Origin of the sequence: Bradyrhizobium sp. DN3, from assembly GCF_041357655.1 — a bacterium.
Classification (GTDB): domain Bacteria; phylum Pseudomonadota; class Alphaproteobacteria; order Rhizobiales; family Xanthobacteraceae; genus Bradyrhizobium.
The window spans coordinates 153,080-170,061 of the sequence record NZ_JAULLN010000021.1 but is presented as its reverse complement, the minus strand read 5'-3'; the positions used below and the strand labels follow the sequence as shown (position 1 = coordinate 170,061).

The 16,982-nt window shown below is 61.0% G+C and carries 17 protein-coding genes; 6 read left to right on the top strand and 11 right to left on the bottom strand.

The features are described 5' to 3' along the window. Positions 1-152: 152 nt before the first annotated feature. A complete protein-coding gene (locus AAE027_RS28255; protein ID WP_370989241.1) occupies positions 153-413 on the bottom strand; it encodes a hypothetical protein in 261 nt (86 codons plus the stop codon). A 655-nt stretch (positions 414-1,068) separates the two neighbouring features. On the opposite strand from AAE027_RS28255, the gene AAE027_RS28250 reads away from it, so the two are divergent. Further along, on the top strand, positions 1,069-1,281 hold the full coding sequence (locus AAE027_RS28250; RefSeq protein WP_370989242.1) for a hypothetical protein: 213 nt from the start codon (positions 1,069-1,071) through the stop codon (positions 1,279-1,281). Between the two features lie 23 nt (positions 1,282-1,304). On the opposite strand, the gene AAE027_RS28245 is transcribed toward AAE027_RS28250, so the two are convergent. The 7 genes from AAE027_RS28245 to AAE027_RS28215 all read right to left on the bottom strand — a co-directional run bounded on the left by AAE027_RS28245 (position 1,305) and on the right by AAE027_RS28215 (position 10,169). Beyond that, entirely contained in the window at positions 1,305-1,505 is a 201-nt protein-coding gene (locus AAE027_RS28245) for a hypothetical protein (RefSeq protein WP_370989243.1), read from the bottom strand. 193 nt (positions 1,506-1,698) lie between these two features. Next, on the bottom strand, positions 1,699-3,489 hold the full coding sequence (locus AAE027_RS28240; protein WP_479714252.1) for an adenylate/guanylate cyclase domain-containing protein: 1,791 nt from the start codon (positions 3,487-3,489) through the stop codon (positions 1,699-1,701). 768 nt (positions 3,490-4,257) lie between these two features. Next, positions 4,258-4,650 carry a hypothetical protein gene (locus tag AAE027_RS28235; protein ID WP_370989245.1) on the bottom strand — a complete coding sequence of 131 codons (393 nt, stop codon included), beginning with the start codon at positions 4,648-4,650 and terminating at the stop codon, positions 4,258-4,260. Positions 4,651-4,684: 34 nt separating this feature from the next. Beyond that, on the bottom strand, positions 4,685-5,959 hold the full coding sequence (locus tag AAE027_RS28230) for an AAA family ATPase (protein WP_370989246.1): 1,275 nt from the start codon (positions 5,957-5,959) through the stop codon (positions 4,685-4,687). A gap of 330 nt (positions 5,960-6,289) precedes the next feature. Further along, positions 6,290-7,696 carry a tyrosine-type recombinase/integrase gene (locus tag AAE027_RS28225; protein WP_370989247.1) on the bottom strand — a complete coding sequence of 469 codons (1,407 nt, stop codon included), beginning with the start codon at positions 7,694-7,696 and terminating at the stop codon, positions 6,290-6,292. Positions 7,697-8,985: 1,289 nt separating this feature from the next. Continuing rightward, the gene (locus AAE027_RS28220; RefSeq protein WP_370989248.1) at positions 8,986-9,828 is read right to left on the bottom strand and encodes an AAA family ATPase; all 843 of its coding nucleotides are present in this window, start codon (positions 9,826-9,828) and stop codon (positions 8,986-8,988) included. Between the two features lie 95 nt (positions 9,829-9,923). Then, positions 9,924-10,169, bottom strand: a complete 246-nt coding sequence (locus AAE027_RS28215) for a GlsB/YeaQ/YmgE family stress response membrane protein (protein WP_091879455.1) — start codon at positions 10,167-10,169, stop codon at positions 9,924-9,926. Between the two features lie 123 nt (positions 10,170-10,292). Here AAE027_RS28215 and AAE027_RS28210 point away from each other — a divergent pair, with 123 nt between their 5' ends. From AAE027_RS28210 to sseA, 3 genes are all read left to right on the top strand, one after another. Further along, positions 10,293-11,468, top strand: a complete 1,176-nt coding sequence (locus tag AAE027_RS28210) for a vWA domain-containing protein (protein ID WP_080134207.1) — start codon at positions 10,293-10,295, stop codon at positions 11,466-11,468. Between the two features lie 239 nt (positions 11,469-11,707). Continuing rightward, positions 11,708-12,121, top strand: a complete 414-nt coding sequence (locus AAE027_RS28205) for a rhodanese-like domain-containing protein (protein WP_091879449.1) — start codon at positions 11,708-11,710, stop codon at positions 12,119-12,121. 135 nt (positions 12,122-12,256) lie between these two features. Continuing rightward, positions 12,257-13,108 carry a 3-mercaptopyruvate sulfurtransferase gene (sseA, locus tag AAE027_RS28200; protein ID WP_370989249.1) on the top strand — a complete coding sequence of 284 codons (852 nt, stop codon included), beginning with the start codon at positions 12,257-12,259 and terminating at the stop codon, positions 13,106-13,108. A gap of 64 nt (positions 13,109-13,172) precedes the next feature. Here sseA and AAE027_RS28195 read toward each other — a convergent pair whose 3' ends face one another. Further along, positions 13,173-13,964: a hypothetical protein gene (locus tag AAE027_RS28195; RefSeq protein WP_370989250.1), complete on the bottom strand. Its 792-nt coding sequence runs from the start codon at positions 13,962-13,964 to the stop codon at positions 13,173-13,175. Positions 13,965-14,008: 44 nt separating this feature from the next. On the opposite strand from AAE027_RS28195, the gene AAE027_RS28190 reads away from it, so the two are divergent. Both AAE027_RS28190 and AAE027_RS28185 read left to right on the top strand, forming a co-directional pair. Continuing rightward, positions 14,009-14,131, top strand: coding sequence for a hypothetical protein (locus AAE027_RS28190; RefSeq protein WP_256477639.1), 123 nt, complete (start codon positions 14,009-14,011; stop codon positions 14,129-14,131). A 199-nt stretch (positions 14,132-14,330) separates the two neighbouring features. Further along, positions 14,331-15,530 carry a L,D-transpeptidase family protein gene (locus AAE027_RS28185; protein WP_370989369.1) on the top strand — a complete coding sequence of 400 codons (1,200 nt, stop codon included), beginning with the start codon at positions 14,331-14,333 and terminating at the stop codon, positions 15,528-15,530. An 88-nt stretch (positions 15,531-15,618) separates the two neighbouring features. Here AAE027_RS28185 and AAE027_RS28180 read toward each other — a convergent pair whose 3' ends face one another. Continuing rightward, complete coding sequence (locus AAE027_RS28180) at positions 15,619-16,581, bottom strand: D-2-hydroxyacid dehydrogenase family protein (protein WP_370989251.1); 963 nt, start codon at positions 16,579-16,581, stop codon at positions 15,619-15,621. A 128-nt stretch (positions 16,582-16,709) separates the two neighbouring features. Next, positions 16,710-16,925 (bottom strand): hypothetical protein, encoded by a 216-nt coding sequence (locus tag AAE027_RS28175; RefSeq protein WP_128936099.1) that lies wholly within the window; start codon positions 16,923-16,925, stop codon positions 16,710-16,712. Between the last annotated feature and the right edge of the window lie 57 nt (positions 16,926-16,982).

Here is a 16,982-nt window from a genome sequence, read left to right as displayed (position 1 = left end):
GAATCACTGATATCTCTGCGTCGCAACAGCCGTCTTTTTCAACAGAATCGGCCCTGAGCACAACAAGTGCATCAGTCGATTTCATGTCGGCTGTCCGCAGAAGACCGGACGTTGGCACATCCAACGCCGCTTCCCCGGCCGCCCGCGTAAGCTCAACTGACGAGTTGTCTCGGCAACACCATCACGATGTTGATCTCCCGCTCCAATATCTTTGAGGCAATCATCGATATGTGCAGCGCGAATTCATCCTCGATCTTAGCGGCGGTGTCCTCGTCCTTGGCGTAGACGAACAGGATGTCCCCATCGACTTCATCAAACCGCACGCCTGCGAAGAGACGGTCGAACGTCCTTGCACCGACGATGAGCGCCATGCGGGCTTGGATTGCTTGGTCGTGGATATCGGTGAGTTGCATACGTCGAATATGGGGCCGAAGCACACCGGGACAAGTGCAACCTTGTGCTACCGCTCGGTCTTCCTTCGGGGCCACCGGGTTCGTCGGACAACGGCCGTTGCAGCGTCTTGGCCTTATCCCATCGCGACATCGCGCCCGTTAAGGAACTCGTTACTAGTCACTGTCACCATTTACATATTAGGTCGTCATATGCGGCAGCGCATTCCGAGAACAGTTTAATACTTCGACACGTCCGGTTGGCGGTCTCCTGAAGGAGAGGCCCAATGTTTAAGGGCTTCACGGCAGTTGTGGCGCTGATTAGCACAGCGCAGCTGGATCGATATCTAACCAACGGTCGGTACACCGACGCGGCTATGGCTATGCTGCGGCAAATCAGGCACGCGTTTGGTTTTTAGACAATTCTTTTGGCGCGGAGGCGCGTGATGGACATCTCATGGGCTGATCTCAATAGCGATGAGCAGCGAACCATTGCGATATTGGGAGCCGGGCTTTCCATTGAATTGTGCGACCCTCTTGCCCTCCTGACGTTAAGCCGGCTCGGCCTAGTCATAGGGTCCCATTTGACGGCTGCCGGCCACAATCTGCGAAGGGATGCCGTTGTGAAGAGTGTCGCGGGCTAATCGTTGCGGGTGGTTCATTGAGACTAGGATCGGGGATGCCAAGCGCAATCGAGCTTATTGTGGACGCTTACGTTCGCCTCAGTGACAGGAGAGCTCTCGACGATTTGCGCATACAGCGCCGGAAGCTGGCCGTGGACCTGAAGGCACGCACCGACTTTGACTGCCGGACAACCATTCAGCAGATCGAGGAAGATATCATCGTGATCGAGGCTGGGCTGGTGCAGCTGGATGGTGCGGCGAAGACCTAACCACAAGACATTTCGCGCTCGACCTAGATTACCCGCTCCTTTGTGATCCGTAAGCTGCGAACGTAATAGCCCTGTCTTTGAACGGCTAACTTGATCTCGTCGCTGACTTTGAGAACTCTTTTTCTGCTCTTGCGCCACTTAATCCGAGAGCAAACGAGGGGTATCGCAGAGCCTGTGCTTAGAACGAGAAAGTCGCGCTTATCATTGCGATAGACATCAAACACATGCGTCTCCGCTGTTCGTATGAAAGTAAGCTATGAAAGTATGGTCCGGCCCGTCTCGATTGACGAGCTTAGTATCTTGAATGCTCATGCGGGTGGTAAATCTGCAACGCCCGCGATTTGCTTCGCCGCGTTCCGGAATTGGAACGAACCAATGCAAAGCCCGGACCATTATGAGGCGCGCCTAGCGTTATTTTTAACCCTCTGGCAGACCAGCCATGCGCATGCCTTGAACAATGCGCTTGCCCGCGACGCGAAAGATCGGATCATCGCTATACCCATACTTTTTTATGCGACGGACCGTGAACGATGGGTCTAACGCAAGCCCTTCCTTCGTGGCAGCTCGTGCCTCGTCCAGCTTTCCGACAAGGGCGAGTGCAGCGGCGAGCTGAAAATGCCCTACAGGATAGTTTGGGTTCGCTTTCAGACCTCGACGTAACCAGACGACAGCGTCGTCTTCAGCTCCGAGTACAAATTTGCTGAACCCAATCCAACACATCCATCGGTGCGCGCCTTCATCGCGAGGCGACAAACGAAATGCCTCATTTATATCCGCTTCCGCTTCCGCGGCACGACCATGAAAGATCTTGCCGACGCCAATGAAAGCATGGGCGTCGGCCAAGTTGGGATTTAACGCCAATGCGTGCTCACACTCAGCAATGCCTTGTGCGGCCCGGTTGGTACATGATTGGAGGCAGCCCAAAAATGCGTGAGCAGGTGCGTAGTGCGGGGCCAAGGAGATCGCCTTAACCAAGGCCGCTTCAGCCGCAACAAAATGCTCTTCAATGTTGTCAGTAAGCCAAAAACCAGCGATCGACATGTCAATAGAAGCGATACCTACCAACGCTTCAACATGATCGGGATCGAGCTTTAGGGCACGCTCGAAAAAGCCTCGCGCTTGCATCATATTTTCCAAAGTCCAGCGTTTGTTCCAACGAGCCATTCCTTGGAAATACAAGTCCAATGCGTTGGGATGCAACGAACGCTCCGCTCGCCTCGCCTCGGCTGCAATGAGTTGGGCATTCAACGTATTAGCGAGCCGCGATACGATTTCATCCTGCATATCGAGGAGGTCGGCAAGAGGCTTGTCGAAGCGTTCAGCCCAAAGGTGGTTGCCAGTTTGTGCATCGACGAGCTGAACGTTCACCCGAAAGCGATTGCCGCTACGCTGCACGGACCCTTCAAGCACGTAACGGACGTTCAGCTCGCGGCCGACCTGGCGGATGTCGATAGATTTGCCCTTGTAAGAGAAAGCACTGTTGCGGGCGACGACGAATGAACCACGGATGCGTGACAAATCCGTGGTCAGGCTCTCGGTCACGCCGTCTACGAAATATTCCTGACTGGGGTCGCCGCTGAGGTTCGCAAGCGGCAAAACAACAATCGAGAGATGAGGCGCTAAAATCGAGTTCGGCCCAGAACGCGTGCCAACGGTCGCTGTCGCTAATTCATGCGGGACGACAGTATAAGCGCGCACCGGGCGGTCGATGTTCTTGAGGCGCAGCTCGCCCATATCGATAAAGTAAGCCCCGATCTTGCCTTGAATATGCTCGTAAGCGGCTGACGAGATGCAGATGCCGCCCGGTTCTGCGATACTCTCAAGCCGCGCCGCAATGTTTACGCCGTCGCCAAAAATATCGTGCGGTTCAACGATGACGTCGCCGACGTTAATGCCGACGCGAAGGGCAATCCGTTCGTCTTCGGCATCGCCCGATGTAAGTTCTTTGATCCGGTTCTGGAATTGCAAGGCGGATCGAACAGCTTCGACCGCGCTTGGAAAGTCAGCCAAGAACCCGTCGCCAGTATTTTTAACGACGCGACCTCCATGCGCGGAGATCGCCGGCGTGACAGCATTCGCAAGGACCGCGGACAATTTGGCGTGCGTAGCTTCCTCGTCATGATGCATTAGTCGCGAATACCCAGCTACATCAGCGGCCAATATAGCCGCCAACCTGCGCTCAAGCCTCGCGGGTAATTCTTGTGCCATGAACATCTAAATCCGACCGGCTAGGCACTGTACGACGGGTTTAGACATGATGCTATACCCACACGCCCATGGGTGGCGACGATCTAACCCCCAATCCCGGCGAAGTCCGGCGCTGATTAGGGTTATGCCCCGTCTTAGCCGCGCCGCCGGCCGCAGTGCCCGACAGGAGAGTTGGCTCATCTATCACGGCTGACAACGACGCAGGATATCGGGATGACGGCGGCTCGCGGTCGGTTGAGAAGAGCCTGCCGAATTCCGCCACAACTTCATGAGCAAATGCGCGGATGCTCGAAATCCCCCGCTGCGATCACTGCGAAGAAGAGTTCGCCGCAGAGGAGTTGACCATTCTTGCGCCACCGGCCGGGGACGACGAGCTGATCTGCGCTCGGTGCATCGAAGCCAAGCTCCGTCGAGCTGTCGCTAAGCTACCGCGCGGCGATAACTGATGCCCCGGCATCAGCGTCATCTCTGTCGCGGCTTCCGTATTGCGGATCAAGGGAACTGGATGGTCTGGGAAGACGACGGCATAGGCGCAAGGTTGTCAACGTAGCGATGAGCGCGGGGATTGCGGTTGTGGTGCGCACATGTAGTTTGACAAAGCGATTTGGCTCTTGCGGTCAGTTGAATTGATCGCCCACCAAATTCCGCCACCTGCCTGACCAAATGCGCGATGCGCGAAATCCCCCGCGCGATCACTACGAAGAACGGTTCGCGCCGGGTGGCAACAAAGCTTTGGTTCTTTTATGCCCACAGCCCCATCCCTTTGGCTCAAGGCCCCTTGAAGCTCAACACCTTCTCAAAAACATACTCCCGGTTGGAACTCACCACATGCAGCGGCCCTTTATGGCTTCTCGCAAATTTCGTTTGTGCTCTTTGCACCGATGTTGAGTAGCGAGGGCGTTGGCGACTGACAACTAGACCAGCCAGCGAAGCGCAATTGGGCTGGTGCTCGCGCCAGAAGCCGGCGCTGGCGAGCACTTGCTCAACGGCATGCGGAACGTCACTGCCCTTCAGCTCGACGATGACTGTTCCGACCTGATCCTTAGTCACTGCGAAATCTGCAGCCAGCGCATGCTTGCAGAGGCACCCATCGACTTTTGTAATCTCAAACCAAACTCGCTCAACATTCAGAAAGATCGCCTTGCTCTTCTTCTCTCCCACCAAAATCCGAGAAACACACTTCCTGTTCGTGCACTTAGCGCTCATTGGCAACTTCAATTTCTAAGAGGCTTGAAAAATCGCGATCAAGGTAGCCGGAAACTTCATCAAGATAGTCGCCCACTAATAGTCCTTCATCGTCGGTGATTTGAATTACTCTCCTACGAGCAATTGCATAGGCCACTGTCGAGTTCGGCTTAAGCCAGTTTCGCTCTCTCACGATTTTGCTGATTTCGGCTCGGGCCTCCGGAAATTGCTGAGCAAGCTGACCTGCCTTTAGCAAGGTGTTGATCTGCGTGAGCACATAAGGACTGTGCGTCGTGACCACCATTTTGGCGTTGTTCTCGGCGATTACCGAAGCCAAGAACTCAACGACTTGGCTTTGCGCTGTAGGAAATAGATGCGCTTCGGGCTCTTCTATATACACCATGCTGTTGGGCAATCCCTCTTGCGCAAACTCGATGGCGAGCCAAAGCGGCAAAAGCTCTTGCTGTCCCGAGGACAAGGATGCGAAGGGTATCTTTCGCCCATCGTCGGAGACAACGTATTCTTGATTTCTTCCGAAGGTGATGTTGCCGCCAAACAGCTCTTTCATCATCTCATCTCGGATGCGTTGCTGTTGTTCGCTCGGCTTACTCCCCCTCCTCACCATGCGAGATCCTCGCCGTTCATCGCGCGCAGACGCAAAAAATCTTCCAAATCGAACCGTCAGCGGATCAATCATTCCGCTATATTCGAAGGCTGCCATAGCTTTCCCCACGCTTGTGAAGAAAGAGCGTCCCGCCGGAACGAAAAGTTGCCATTCGGCAAAGTCGTCCTTGAGCGCGTCTTGTAGCCTCTTGCGGGTAGCAGCCCGTATCCTCCAAGTATCCTCGAACGAGAAATCGCGTTGCTTCGGCGCCTTATTCCGTTGCGTGAAGAGAGCCTTGGCGTGCTCGAACTCCTTCTCAAACCATGGCGAGAAATTGACACGAATGTTATCGTTCTCGACCACGTTCTTTCGGGTGGCAGCTCGAGTGATCTTTACAAAGTACTGTCCGGCTTGAAACGTAATCTCGAACTTCTTTAGCCCCCATGCGCTTGGGGGAAACCATTTCCTGAAGTCGTCGGCGACGGACGTTCGGAACTCCTCCAGCGTCTCATCCTCTTCGAAGTCAAGAAACTGGCGGCTCAATATGTCTTGGAAGAAGTAGATTAGCTTCGAGATGACGCTCTTTCCGCTTGCTTGCGGGCCAATGAGCACTGTCAACTGGGCCAATTCTAAGTGCGCCTCATCAACGCAAGAAAAGTTTCGTATCTTAAGTGAAGCCATCTTGAACCCATGAGAGCGATGTCGAATCTACACTCACGGTATATCCGAATGGTTGCGATTTAAGAAACTGCCCGCTTCTATAAGGGCTCATGCGGGTGATGCCCAACCTGGACGGACGCGGGCCAAGCGGTACTCAATTGCTGGGTGACCCGCCGCCCGCTTGTCCGGCAGCTTACGCCGAAAATTTTTCAAAAATATCGGATTGGGACACAACGGTGGACACAGCTAGGCTACAGCTTTGTTTTTGCTGACTTTTCTGTCGGTTGCGAAGCCCTGCGCAGTGAAATGCCAATACAGCCAGCGCGATATGTGCTGGGCTAACTAAGCCCGTCAGGCCAGAAGCTGAGATCGGGCCTGTTCGATGGCTTGCGTAGGAACATTCTCGATGATGCGCCGCAGCTCGGCGGCAACACCAACCAGCACCGCGCGCTTTTCCTTGATTCGTTTGCTGTGATTGTAGACCTTGCCGGTAACCGTCGGCACGATCTGCTCGGATTTCTTGCTCGCGGCGTGATCGAGGCACTTTGCGATCCACGCATCCTCGAAGCCGAGATCGCCGGCCAAGGTCGCTGCCGTCCGGCGGAGGTCGTGCGGCGTGAACGGCTTGAGGCCGAGCAACTCGCAAAGTCCGGCGGTCTTGGTCTTGTCTTTGTTCTTCTCGTGCTTTGTGCCGCGCAGCGCGTCCGCCATCGCCTTGCGGTGGATCGGCTGGCCCTTGTACATGGGGCTCTCAAAGATAAACTGCTGATCATCCGAGGCCAGTGCTTCCTTGATGATCTCGATCGCCAGATCGGACAGTGGCTGCTGGATCACCCGCCGCTTCTTGACGCGCTTGAGCGGCACGTCGAAACGCGGATGCTCACCGTCCAGGTCGAACAATTCATCCCGGCGCGCACCGAGCAGTTCGCGTGAGCGCAGCATAGTCACCAACTCGAACTTGAGCGCGAGGCGGGTCTTCCGGTCCCATGGCAGGTCGTTGCGGTCCAGCCCATGCCAGAACGTTCTGATCTCGTCCTCGGACAGGACGCGGGTGCGGGGATGCTCCGGATCGAGCTTCGGCAAGTTGACGCAGGGGCTGGCCGTTACGTAGTCGCGGCCCGCTTCCGCCGCCCAGTTGAACAGGCCGGAGGCCGCCTTGCGCATATGACGCGCGTTGCTGACCGAAGGCTTGCCGAACTTGCCTGCGACGATATCGTTCGACAGCGTGGCGATGTCATGCTTGGTGACCTCCATGGCCAGCTTCTTGCCGAGGCGGGCGCGGATGAAGCGATCGAGGTGGCTTGCCGTGTTCTCCCAGCTTTCCAGCCGGGGCCGCATCTCGCCGTCCGGCTTCTTGACCGGCGTCTTCATCCACGCGATGCGCTCGTCGATGATTTCAGAGACGGTCTTGCCACGCTTGGCCCTCGCAGCCTTCTGGTCGCGGAAGGTCTCGGCCAGCGCGTCGCCGCCCATACCCTTGAGGCCGTAGACCTTGCTGCGGGCGTCCTCGACGGTGAAGGTCTCAGGATTGTAGACGCCGAGCCAGCCAGTGCGCTGCCTGCCGGTCTGCCGGTCGGTGAACTTGAAGGAAAAGGTCGCGATGCCGGCCGTGATGATGCTGACGTACAGGCCAGGGCATTTGCGGTCGTAGAACTTGGTCCGTTTGGCGACCCGCTTCTCGCACAGGCGGTCGGTCAGGATCACGCTGCTATTACGGGCCCGCTTGCCGGCGGGGGAGGGGACGATGCTACTATCCATGTGGTTTCTGCTCCTAAGGCTTGAGACCAAGGGCTCGGCTTCGGGGCTTTCAGTCTGTCGTGCGGACGCTGAAAGGCTTAGGGCCGGGCCCTTATTTTGGTGAAGCCCGCTGAAACAGCCCGGATCAGGCTAGTCGAAAAGCGCTTGTTTTAAAGGGTTTTTGTAGTTTCGGCGTGTTTCACCGAATGCCAAAATATAGACGTGTGGTCCTGGCCGTCGTTGCTACGGTCAAGCCTTGGCGGATGCGGCATTGGCGTCAACCGGCGCGGTGTCGGCGACTTTCGCTGGGGTGAGGGAGGCCAGAACGAACTCGGCTCCCGGGAGAGCGCGGCATAAGCCGTCCAACCACTACGCAGGGAAGGCCGTGTGTTCGGCTTCACCTGTATGCCGCTGTGCAGTTTTTCTGCGTGTGCCTTCGCACAGCGGACCGTGGGTGCCAGCCGGCACCCGGCCTTCCCTGCACCCTCTTTCTTTGGGGGCGATGGAGAGAGCAAAGCTCGGGCGAAATGCGCCGCGAGGATGCGAAGCCGTGTCTGCAACGCAGATGTGAATTGGAGAACGACGCCGTTGCCCCTTGCTCCGTCATTGCGAGGAGCCCTTGCGACGAAGCAATCCAGAATCTTTCCGCGGAGGGATTCTGGATTGCTTCCGCCTGCGCCAAGGCTTCGGCGGACAAGTCGCTGCGCTCGCAATGACGAAGGGGAGGCAAGCGCGCGCCACACACTGTCATCGCCCGGCTTGACCGGGCGATCCAGTATTCCAGAGGCGCTCGTGATTGAGCCGAGACGCCGCGGCATACTGGATTCCCCGCCTTCGCGGGGAATGACAGCGCTGTTTGGAGAACGACGCCAATGCCCCTTGCTCCGTCATTGCGAGGAGCTCTTGCGACGAAGCAATCCAGAATCTTTCCGCGGAGGGATTCTGGATTGCTTCGCTACGCTCGCAATGACGATGGGGAGGCAGGCGCGCGCCACACACTGTCATCGTCCGGCTTGACCGGGCGATCCAGTATCCAGAGGCGATTGTGATTGAGCCGAGACGCCTCGGCGTACTGGATTCCCCGCCTTCGCGGGGAATGACGGTGTCACTTGGGAGCGATGCCGATGTCCAACACGTCGTCCTGGCGAAGGCCAGGACCCATTACCCCAGGGAGTGGTTTGACGAAGACTGGTCGTTCGGTGCGCCGATTGTCCGCAATCGATAGATCACGCGGTATGGGTCCTGGCCTTCGCCAGGACGACACCGAGAGTGTGGTCGGCAGCGAGGTCTACACTTCCCATCGGCTCAAACTACACTTCCCTTCGGCTCAAAAACGCCAGCCGCTCGAACAGGTGCACGTCCTGCTCGTTCTTGAGCAAGGCGCCGTGCAGCGGCGGGATCAGTTTGCGCGGGTCGCGTTCGCGCAGCTGCTCGACGCTCATGTCCTCGTTGAGCAGCAGCTTGAGCCAGTCCAAAAGCTCCGACGTCGACGGCTTCTTCTTCAGGCCCGGCACCTCGCGCACCTCGAAGAAGATGCGCAGCGCCTCCTCGACCAGGCGCTTCTTGATGCCGGGGAAGTGGACGTCGACGATGCGGCCCATGGTGTCGGCGTCGGGGAACTTGATGTAGTGGAAGAAGCAGCGGCGCAGGAAAGCATCCGGCAGCTCCTTCTCGTTGTTGGAGGTGATCATCATGATTGGGCGCTGCTTGGCCTTGATCGTCTCGCCGGTCTCGTAGACATGGAATTCCATGCGGTCGAGCTCGAGCAGCAGGTCGTTCGGGAATTCGATGTCGGCCTTGTCGATCTCGTCGATCAGCAGCACCGGGCGCTGCTCGCTGGTGAAGGCTTCCCAGAGCTTGCCGCGCTTAATGTAGTTCTTGATGTCGGAGACGCGGGCATCGCCGAGTTGGCTGTCGCGCAGGCGCGACACCGCGTCGTATTCGTAGAGGCCCTGCTGCGCCTTGGTGGTGGACTTGATGTGCCAGGTCAAAAGCGGCGCCTTCAGCGCCTTTGCCACTTCCTCCGCCAGCACTGTCTTGCCGGTGCCGGGCTCGCCCTTCACCAGGAGCGGGCGCTCCAGCACGATCGAGGCGTTGACGGCGACCTTGAGATCGTCGGTCGCAACATAGTCCTTGGTGCCCGTAAATTTCATTGCGTGTCCTTAAATATCGTCGGCGTGAGGCGCAGGCCCCGGTCGCGACAAGGGAACAGCCGCGCGTGGCGGCCGTTCCTGGTTCGGTCAGGCTTTCAGACCCGTCTTATCAGCGAAAGGATGACCAGCACAATCACCGCGCCAATCGTGGCGTCCACGATGGCGCCGACCGTGCCGGTGGCGAGCGCGATATGCAGCTGCGGTAGCACCCAACTCGCCACCAGCGCGCCGATGATGCCGACGACCATGTTGCCGATCAGCCCAAATCCCGCCCCGTGGACAATCTTGCCCGCCAGCCAGCCGGCGATCGCGCCGATGATGAGCGCTGCGACAATTCCCATTGCAAACGTCCCCCAAACAACCCCTCGAGGCGGCCAATTCTAGAGCAAAAAGCCTCCCGGTCCAGCGCGGAGCAGTGGCCTCCGCCCCTTGACGTTCGCCACCCGACGGGCAATCTGTCACCCATGTTCCTGCAATTCTTCACCTCTCTGCGCGACGCGCAGGTCCCTGTGACGCTGCGCGAATACCTCACGCTGATGGAGGCGCTCGACGCTGACCTCGCGGACTACACGGTCGAGAACTTCTACTATCTGTCGCGGGCCTCGCTGGTGAAGGACGAGCGCAACCTCGACAAGTTCGACCGCGTCTTCGGCACGGTGTTCAAGGGGCTGGAAAGCCTGCTCGACGCCATGGAGAAGGCGGAGATCCCCGAGGAGTGGCTGAAGAAGCTCGCCGAAAAGTACCTCACCGAGGAAGAGAAGAAGCAGATCGAGGCCATGGGCTGGGACAAGCTCATGGAGACGTTGAAGAAGCGGCTCGAGGAGCAGAAGGGCCGGCACCAGGGCGGCTCGAAATGGATCGGCACCGCCGGCACCTCGCCGTTCGGCGCCCACGGCTACAATCCTGAAGGCGTGCGCATCGGCCAGGAGAAGAACCGCAACAACCGCGCCGTGAAGGTGTGGGACAAGCGCGAGTTCAAGGATCTTGACGGCAATGTCGAGCTCGGCATCCGCAACATCAAGGTGGCGCTGCGCCGCCTGCGCAAGTTCGCGCGCACCGGTGCGCCTGACGAACTCGATCTCGACACCACGATCCGCGAGACCGCCAATCACGGCTATCTCGACGTGCACATGCGCCCCGAGCGGCGCAATGCGGTGAAGCTTTTGGTGTTCTTCGACATCGGCGGCTCGATGGACGCGCATATCGAGCAGGTCGAGGAGCTGTTCTCGGCGGCGAAGAGCGAGTTCAAGCACATGGAATACTTCTACTTCCACAACTGCCTCTATGAAGGCGTGTGGAAGCAGAACAAGCGCCGCTTCACCGACCGCACGCCGACCTGGGACGTGCTGCACAAATACCCGCACGACTACAAGGTCGTGTTCGTCGGCGACGCCTCGATGAGCCCTTACGAGATCATGGTGCCGGGCGGCTCGGTCGAGCACGTCAACGAGGAGCCGGGCTCGGTCTGGCTCGATCGCATCATCCGCACCTATCCGCATGCGGTGTGGCTGAACCCGGTGCAGCAGAAGCATTGGGACTATTCGGAATCGACCACCATCATCAAACGCATCTTCGCCAATCGCATGTATCCGATCACGATCGAAGGTCTTGAGGGGGCGATGAAGGAGTTGACGCACTGATGCATAGTTAGTCCGGCTCGATCGGCGACGGGACTGCGCTCCCTCCCCCGCTTGCGGGGGAGGGCTGGGGAGAGGGTCTCTCCACGAGCGAGGCTCCCCAAGAGGAGAGAGCCCTCACCCGCCGCGCTCGGGACGATGCTTCGCATCGCCCGGGGCGCGTCGACCTCTCCCGCAAGCGGGAGAGGTGACCTCCGCCTCCGGCAGATCGCCTAGGGCGACGTAACAAGAGGGAGAACCATATGCCCCAGACAATCACCCGCGGCATCAAGGCGCTGATCGACGAGGCCAATGCCGAGATCGAGACGCTCAGCGCCAAGGACGCCATCGAGATCTCCAAGAACGGCGACGTCGTCATCGTCGACATCCGCGACCCCCGCGAGATCGAGCGCGAGGGCCGCATCCCGGGCGCGTTCGCCTGCACCCGCGGCATGCTCGAATTCTGGATCGATCCGCAGAGCCCGTACGCCAAGCCGATCTTCCAGGAGGACAAGAAGTTCGTCTTCCACTGCGCCGGCGGCCTGCGCTCCGCGCTCGCCGCCAAGACCGCGCAGGACATGGGCCTCAAGCCCGTCGCCCACATCGCCGGCGGCTACGCCGCCTGGCGCGATGCCGGTGGGCCGACGGAGCAATGGGAGCCGAAGAAGAAGGGGTGAGGTGAACACCGTCCTCGCCACACACTCCGTCATGCCCGGGCTTGACCCGGGCATCCACGTCTTGCCGCGACGAAGAACGTGGATGGCCGGGACAAGCCCGGCCATGACGACTAAGGACAACAGCCGGAGCACGTAATGACCACCGACCCCCTCGTCTCCACCGAATGGCTCGCCGCCCATATCAACGACGCCAACGTGAAGGTGCTCGACGCCAGCTTCAAGCTCCCCGGCGTGCTGCCGCTGCCGAAGGACGACTATCTCGCCGCGCATCTGCCCGGCGCCGTGTTCTTCGACGTCGATGCGGTGTCGGATCATTCCAACCCGCTGCCGCACATGTTTCCGAGCGCCGAGCAGTTTGGCCGCGACATCGGCAATCTCGGCATCTCCAATGCCGACACCGTCGTGATCTACGATGCTGGCGGCTGGGTCGCGGCGCCCCGCGCATGGTGGATGTTCCTGTCCTACGGCCACGGCAATGTGCGCATCCTCAATGGCGGCTTGAAGAAGTGGCGCGCTGAGGGCCGCCCCGTCGAGAGCGGCGAGGTGAAGCCGAAACCGGCGACGTTCAAGGCGAGCTACGATGCAAAGCGCGTGCGCAGCATGCAGCAGCTCATCGCTAACGTCGCAAGCCACGCCGAGCAGGTGATTGATGCGCGCGCCGCCGACCGCTTCGAGGGCCGCGCGCCGGAGCCACGGCCGGGCATCCGCTCCGGCCACATCCCCGGCGCCCGCAACGTGCCCTACAATCTCCTGTTTGATGCCGCGACCGGCACGATGAAGCCGCTCGACGATCTCCGCGCCGCCTTCACCGGCGCCGGCGTCAAGTTAGACGAGCCGATCGTGACGAGCTGCGGCTCGGGCGTCTCGGCCGGCGTGCTGACGCTTGCGCTCTATCGCCTCGGCATCACCGACACCGCGCTCTATGACGGCTCGTGGTCGGAATGGGGCCAGGCCGGCGGCCCGCCGATCGCAACCGGGCCGGCGTAACCTCGTCGCCGCAGCGACGGTTCACTCCCTCGCCCCGCTTGCGGGGAGAGGCGAAGAAGGAGCGTCAGCGCGTGCGTGCAGTTGTTGTCGCGAACGCCGGCTGCTGCTGTCCGAACGGATTGAGCTGTTGCTGCAATTGCTGAGGCGGCGGACGCTGCACCACGCGGTGCCGTTTCTTGGCCTTCGCCTTGCGCTTGGTCGCCTTGCTGTCCGCCTTGATGTCCGCCTTGGCTTTCGCCGGTGGATCCTTCACGGACGTCGCCGCCGGATCGTTCAGCGCGGCCAGCTTGGCCGCGGCGGCATCGATCGCCGAGGAGGCCTGGGCAACACTGGCATCAGGGGTAACACTGGAATCAGCCGGCGCCGGCTCGCTGGCGGTCGCGGCAGCAGCAGGCTGCGTCTCGGGAATCGATGCCGTGGTGTCGGCCGGGGTGAGCGTGTCGGTGGCCGCTGGCGCTGTGGCGTCCGTCGTCGGCTCGGGTGTGGCCGGTTCCCTGCTCGGAGTCTGGGCTTCAGGCGCGGCTTCAGTGATCTGGGGCTGAACGTCGGTCTCGGTCGTCGGCGTGGCGACTTGCTCGGGCCCGTTCGCCGGCAAGCCGATGGTTGGAATCTGGTCACGCAGCGACGGGGTGGGCTCGGCGGTCACCTCCGGCTCCGGCTGTAATACCGCGAGCACCGGTTGAGCCGGCTCGGGAGCCTGCGCAAACACCTGCTCCTGCGGGCCGTTCCGCCAGGCGGGGTTACTGACATACTGCTCATGGCTCGCCCGCAGCAGCGCGGCGGCCCCTAGGCCGAACACCAGGATGGAGGTTGACAACAGGATCGCGGCAAACAGGAAGCGAAAGCCGGGAAGCATCGGTCGGGTTACGAATTTCCGCCCCGGGTTGGTGGCCAGGGCCCATGAGCCATCTGAACGCGGTGACGGTACTGATTGCCGCGTTCGCCACGCCCGGATCGGAGCTCAAAGCGGTGACGAATCAGGCTGATTCGACCATATCGCAACGGCTCTCCGCCGTTCCCTAAAATTCGGGCCCGAAAACTCCGGCAATTGATGGCGTGATGCGATTTCTCCCCCGTGATGCAAAGGGGCAACGGTAGTCTTGCGGATCACAAATCGGCAAATCCGGCGCAAATACGCCTGATATGTCTTGAATGTGCCGCTATCTTCGGTCATCTGGCCGTTAACGGTCCGGTCGGGCTTGGGGACTATACAAGAGCGATGATGATCAAACATTTTCTGACGATATGCGCTGCCGCGACAGTCGCTGCGGCGGGAACCTCGCTCGCGCAGGCTCAGAGCTATCCGGTCCAGCAGGCGCCGGGCTATGGCGCCCCGGCTGAATATCGCCCAGGCGATCGCACGCCGAATTTCGACGCGCTGGACGAAGACGACGACGCGATGCCGCAGACCTCGCTGCCGGCGCCCGGCCCCGCCGACGATCCGCGCTACGGCCGCCCGGCCGGCGCGCCTCCGGTCTATTCGGCGGCCCCGCCGCAGGGTCCGGTGATGTCACCGGATGATCCGCGTTATGGCCGTCCGGCTGGCGCTCCGGCCTATTCGGCCGCGGCGCCGCAAGGCCCCGTGATGTCGCCCGACGATCCCCGCTATGGCCGTCCCGCCGGTCCGCCCCCGGTGATCTATGCCGATCGTCCTGGTCAGGGCCAGGCACCGGCCAATGACGGCCTGCGTCCGCCTGAGGCCGTCGGTGGTCCCGCCGCGACCGGTACGGTCCAGGCCGGGCAGCCGCCCGTCGGCGCAGACGGCCGGCCGATGACAGTCGCGTCGCTGCCGCCCGAGGAGCAGCCTGATGCTGCGCCGGCGCAGTTGCCTCAGAACCTGCGCCGCCAGGAAGTCGCGTTCCAGACCAAGGAGCCGGCTGGCACGCTCGTGGTCGATACGCCGAACACCTACCTCTACTACGTGCTCGGCAACGGTCGCGCGATCCGCTACGGCGTCCGCGTCGGCCGCGACGGCTTCACCTGGACCGGCGTACAGAAGATCACCCGCAAGGCCGAGTGGCCGGATTGGCATCCGCCGACCGAGATGATCGAGCGCCAGCCCTATCTGCCGCGCTTCATGGCCGGCGGCCCCGGCAACCCGCTCGGCGCCCGCGCGATGTATCTCGGCTCGACCGTCTACCGCATCCACGGCACCAATCAGCCCTCGACGATCGGCAAGTTCGTTTCCTCCGGCTGTATCGGCATGCTGAACGAGGACGTCTCCGACCTGTTCGACCGCGTCAAGGTCGGCACCCGTGTGGTGGTGCTGCCGGGCGGCCCGCAGCCGGGAACGGCGACCGCCTCCGCCGCGCCGACCCCCGGTGCTGCTGGTCCGGCGCCGATGGCCGCCCAGGCTGGCCCGGTCCCGGGCACGCAGCCGACGGTGGTGCCGCCGCTGCCCGCGCCGGTCACCGTGCGCTAAGCGCTTCGCGCGCATTCGAATTGCAATGGGCGTGCCTTGGCACGCCCATTGTCGTTTCAGGCCATTGTCGTTTCAGGCCATCGTCGTTTCAGGCCAGCTTCCGCGGCAGCTCGCTGCCCTTGGCGAAGGCGTCGATCGCCTCGACCATCTGGCCGTAATGGATGCGCAAGCCGTCCGCGGTGGCGTAGCCGAGATGCGGCGTCAGCACGAGATTGTCGAGCTTGCGGAAGGGATGGTCGACCGGCAGCGGCTCGACCGAGAACACATCCAAGCCTGCGCCTGCGATCTTCCTCTGCTGCAACGTTTCGAGCAGCGCCTGCTCGTCCACGATCGGCCCGCGCGCGGTGTTGACGAGGAAGGCGGTCGGCTTCATCCGCGCGAGATCGGCGCGGCCGACCAGCCCGCGCGAGCGATCGCTCAGCACCACATGGATGGTGATGATATCGGCCTTGGCGAATAGCTCCTCCTTGCTGGCGTAGCCGACGCCGGCCTCCTTGCACTTCTCCGGCGTGAGGTTCGGGCTCCAGGCGATCACGTTCATGCCGAATGCCTTGGCGATCCCAGCCATCTTGCTGCCGAGCTTGCCGAGCCCGACGATGCCGAGCGTCAGTCCTTCGATCTCGACGCCGGCAAAGGTCTGCCAGGGCTCGCCGGCATGCATGCGCGCATTCTCGCGGCCGATGCCGCGGGTCAGCTCCAGGATCAGGCCCATGGTGAGCGGGGCAGTGGGATCGCGCGAATATTGCGTGCCGCCGATGGCGACGCCACGCGCCTTTGCGGCCTCCATGTCGATCGCGGCGTTGCGCATGCCGGAGGTCAAGAGCAGCTTCAGCTTCGGCAGCTTATCGAACAGGCCCTTGGGGAATGCGGTGCGCTCGCGCATCGCGCAGATGATTTCGAAATCGGCCAGCGCGCTCGCCGCGGCCTGCTCGGAAGCAAATGGGTGGCTGAACACGGTGACGTCGACGCGGTCGGAGAGTTTTGGCCAGTCGGCGACGTCGAGGGCGAGGTTGAAATAGTCGTCGAGAATTGCACAGCGCAGGCGCGTCATCAGCGTTCATCCATGGCGAGAGGTGACGGCGCGAGCGGGGGCGCCCTCGTCGGAACCGGGCCATGGTTGCGCGCAATCAGTCTCGCGCGCAAGCAGCCTGCGTCTTCAAAAATCCGATAGCGGCGGGCTCAGAGGTCGCGGGGCTTCAGACGGAACGGTGCATCCATGCCGTGCTTGGCGCGCCAGGCCGGACCGGGGCCGCGCATGTAGTGCAATTCGGGCCGGTACGGGTTGAAGGCGGTGGCGAAGAAGCGTTTCCAGAAGCTCTGGATCTCGGAGACGAATCCGGAGACGCGGCCGGCTTCTGCCGGAACATGAAAAGAGTTGGTCTCGATCAGAGCCATGATGCGGCCTCGCTGTGCTCCCGTTCGTTCTGAGCGGGTGGCGCTGTTTCCGCGCGA

What these genes read in the sequence shown, in the direction of transcription:
- AAE027_RS28210 (WP_080134207.1), top strand. Translation starts at nt 10,293, where the DNA reads ATGTTCCTGCAATTCTTCACCTCTCTGCGCGACGCGCAGGTCCCTGTG.
- sseA (WP_370989249.1), top strand. Translation starts at nt 12,257, where the DNA reads ATGACCACCGACCCCCTCGTCTCCACCGAATGGCTCGCCGCCCATATC.
- AAE027_RS28190 (WP_256477639.1), top strand. Translation starts at nt 14,009, where the DNA reads ATGAGCCATCTGAACGCGGTGACGGTACTGATTGCCGCGTTCGCCACG.
- AAE027_RS28240 (WP_479714252.1), bottom strand. Translation starts at nt 3,489, where the DNA reads ATGGCACAAGAATTACCCGCGAGGCTTGAGCGCAGGTTGGCGGCTATA.
- AAE027_RS28185 (WP_370989369.1), top strand. Translation starts at nt 14,331, where the DNA reads ATGATCAAACATTTTCTGACGATATGCGCTGCCGCGACAGTCGCTGCG.
- AAE027_RS28225 (WP_370989247.1), bottom strand. Translation starts at nt 7,696, where the DNA reads ATGGATAGTAGCATCGTCCCCTCCCCCGCCGGCAAGCGGGCCCGTAAT.
- AAE027_RS28215 (WP_091879455.1), bottom strand. Translation starts at nt 10,169, where the DNA reads ATGGGAATTGTCGCAGCGCTCATCATCGGCGCGATCGCCGGCTGGCTG.
- AAE027_RS28180 (WP_370989251.1), bottom strand. Translation starts at nt 16,581, where the DNA reads ATGACGCGCCTGCGCTGTGCAATTCTCGACGACTATTTCAACCTCGCC.
- AAE027_RS28230 (WP_370989246.1), bottom strand. Translation starts at nt 5,959, where the DNA reads ATGGCTTCACTTAAGATACGAAACTTTTCTTGCGTTGATGAGGCGCAC.
- AAE027_RS28205 (WP_091879449.1), top strand. Translation starts at nt 11,708, where the DNA reads ATGCCCCAGACAATCACCCGCGGCATCAAGGCGCTGATCGACGAGGCC.
- AAE027_RS28195 (WP_370989250.1), bottom strand. Translation starts at nt 13,964, where the DNA reads ATGCTTCCCGGCTTTCGCTTCCTGTTTGCCGCGATCCTGTTGTCAACC.
- AAE027_RS28175 (WP_128936099.1), bottom strand. Translation starts at nt 16,925, where the DNA reads ATGGCTCTGATCGAGACCAACTCTTTTCATGTTCCGGCAGAAGCCGGC.
- AAE027_RS28255 (WP_370989241.1), bottom strand. Translation starts at nt 413, where the DNA reads ATGCAACTCACCGATATCCACGACCAAGCAATCCAAGCCCGCATGGCG.
- AAE027_RS28250 (WP_370989242.1), top strand. Translation starts at nt 1,069, where the DNA reads ATGCCAAGCGCAATCGAGCTTATTGTGGACGCTTACGTTCGCCTCAGT.
- AAE027_RS28220 (WP_370989248.1), bottom strand. Translation starts at nt 9,828, where the DNA reads ATGAAATTTACGGGCACCAAGGACTATGTTGCGACCGACGATCTCAAG.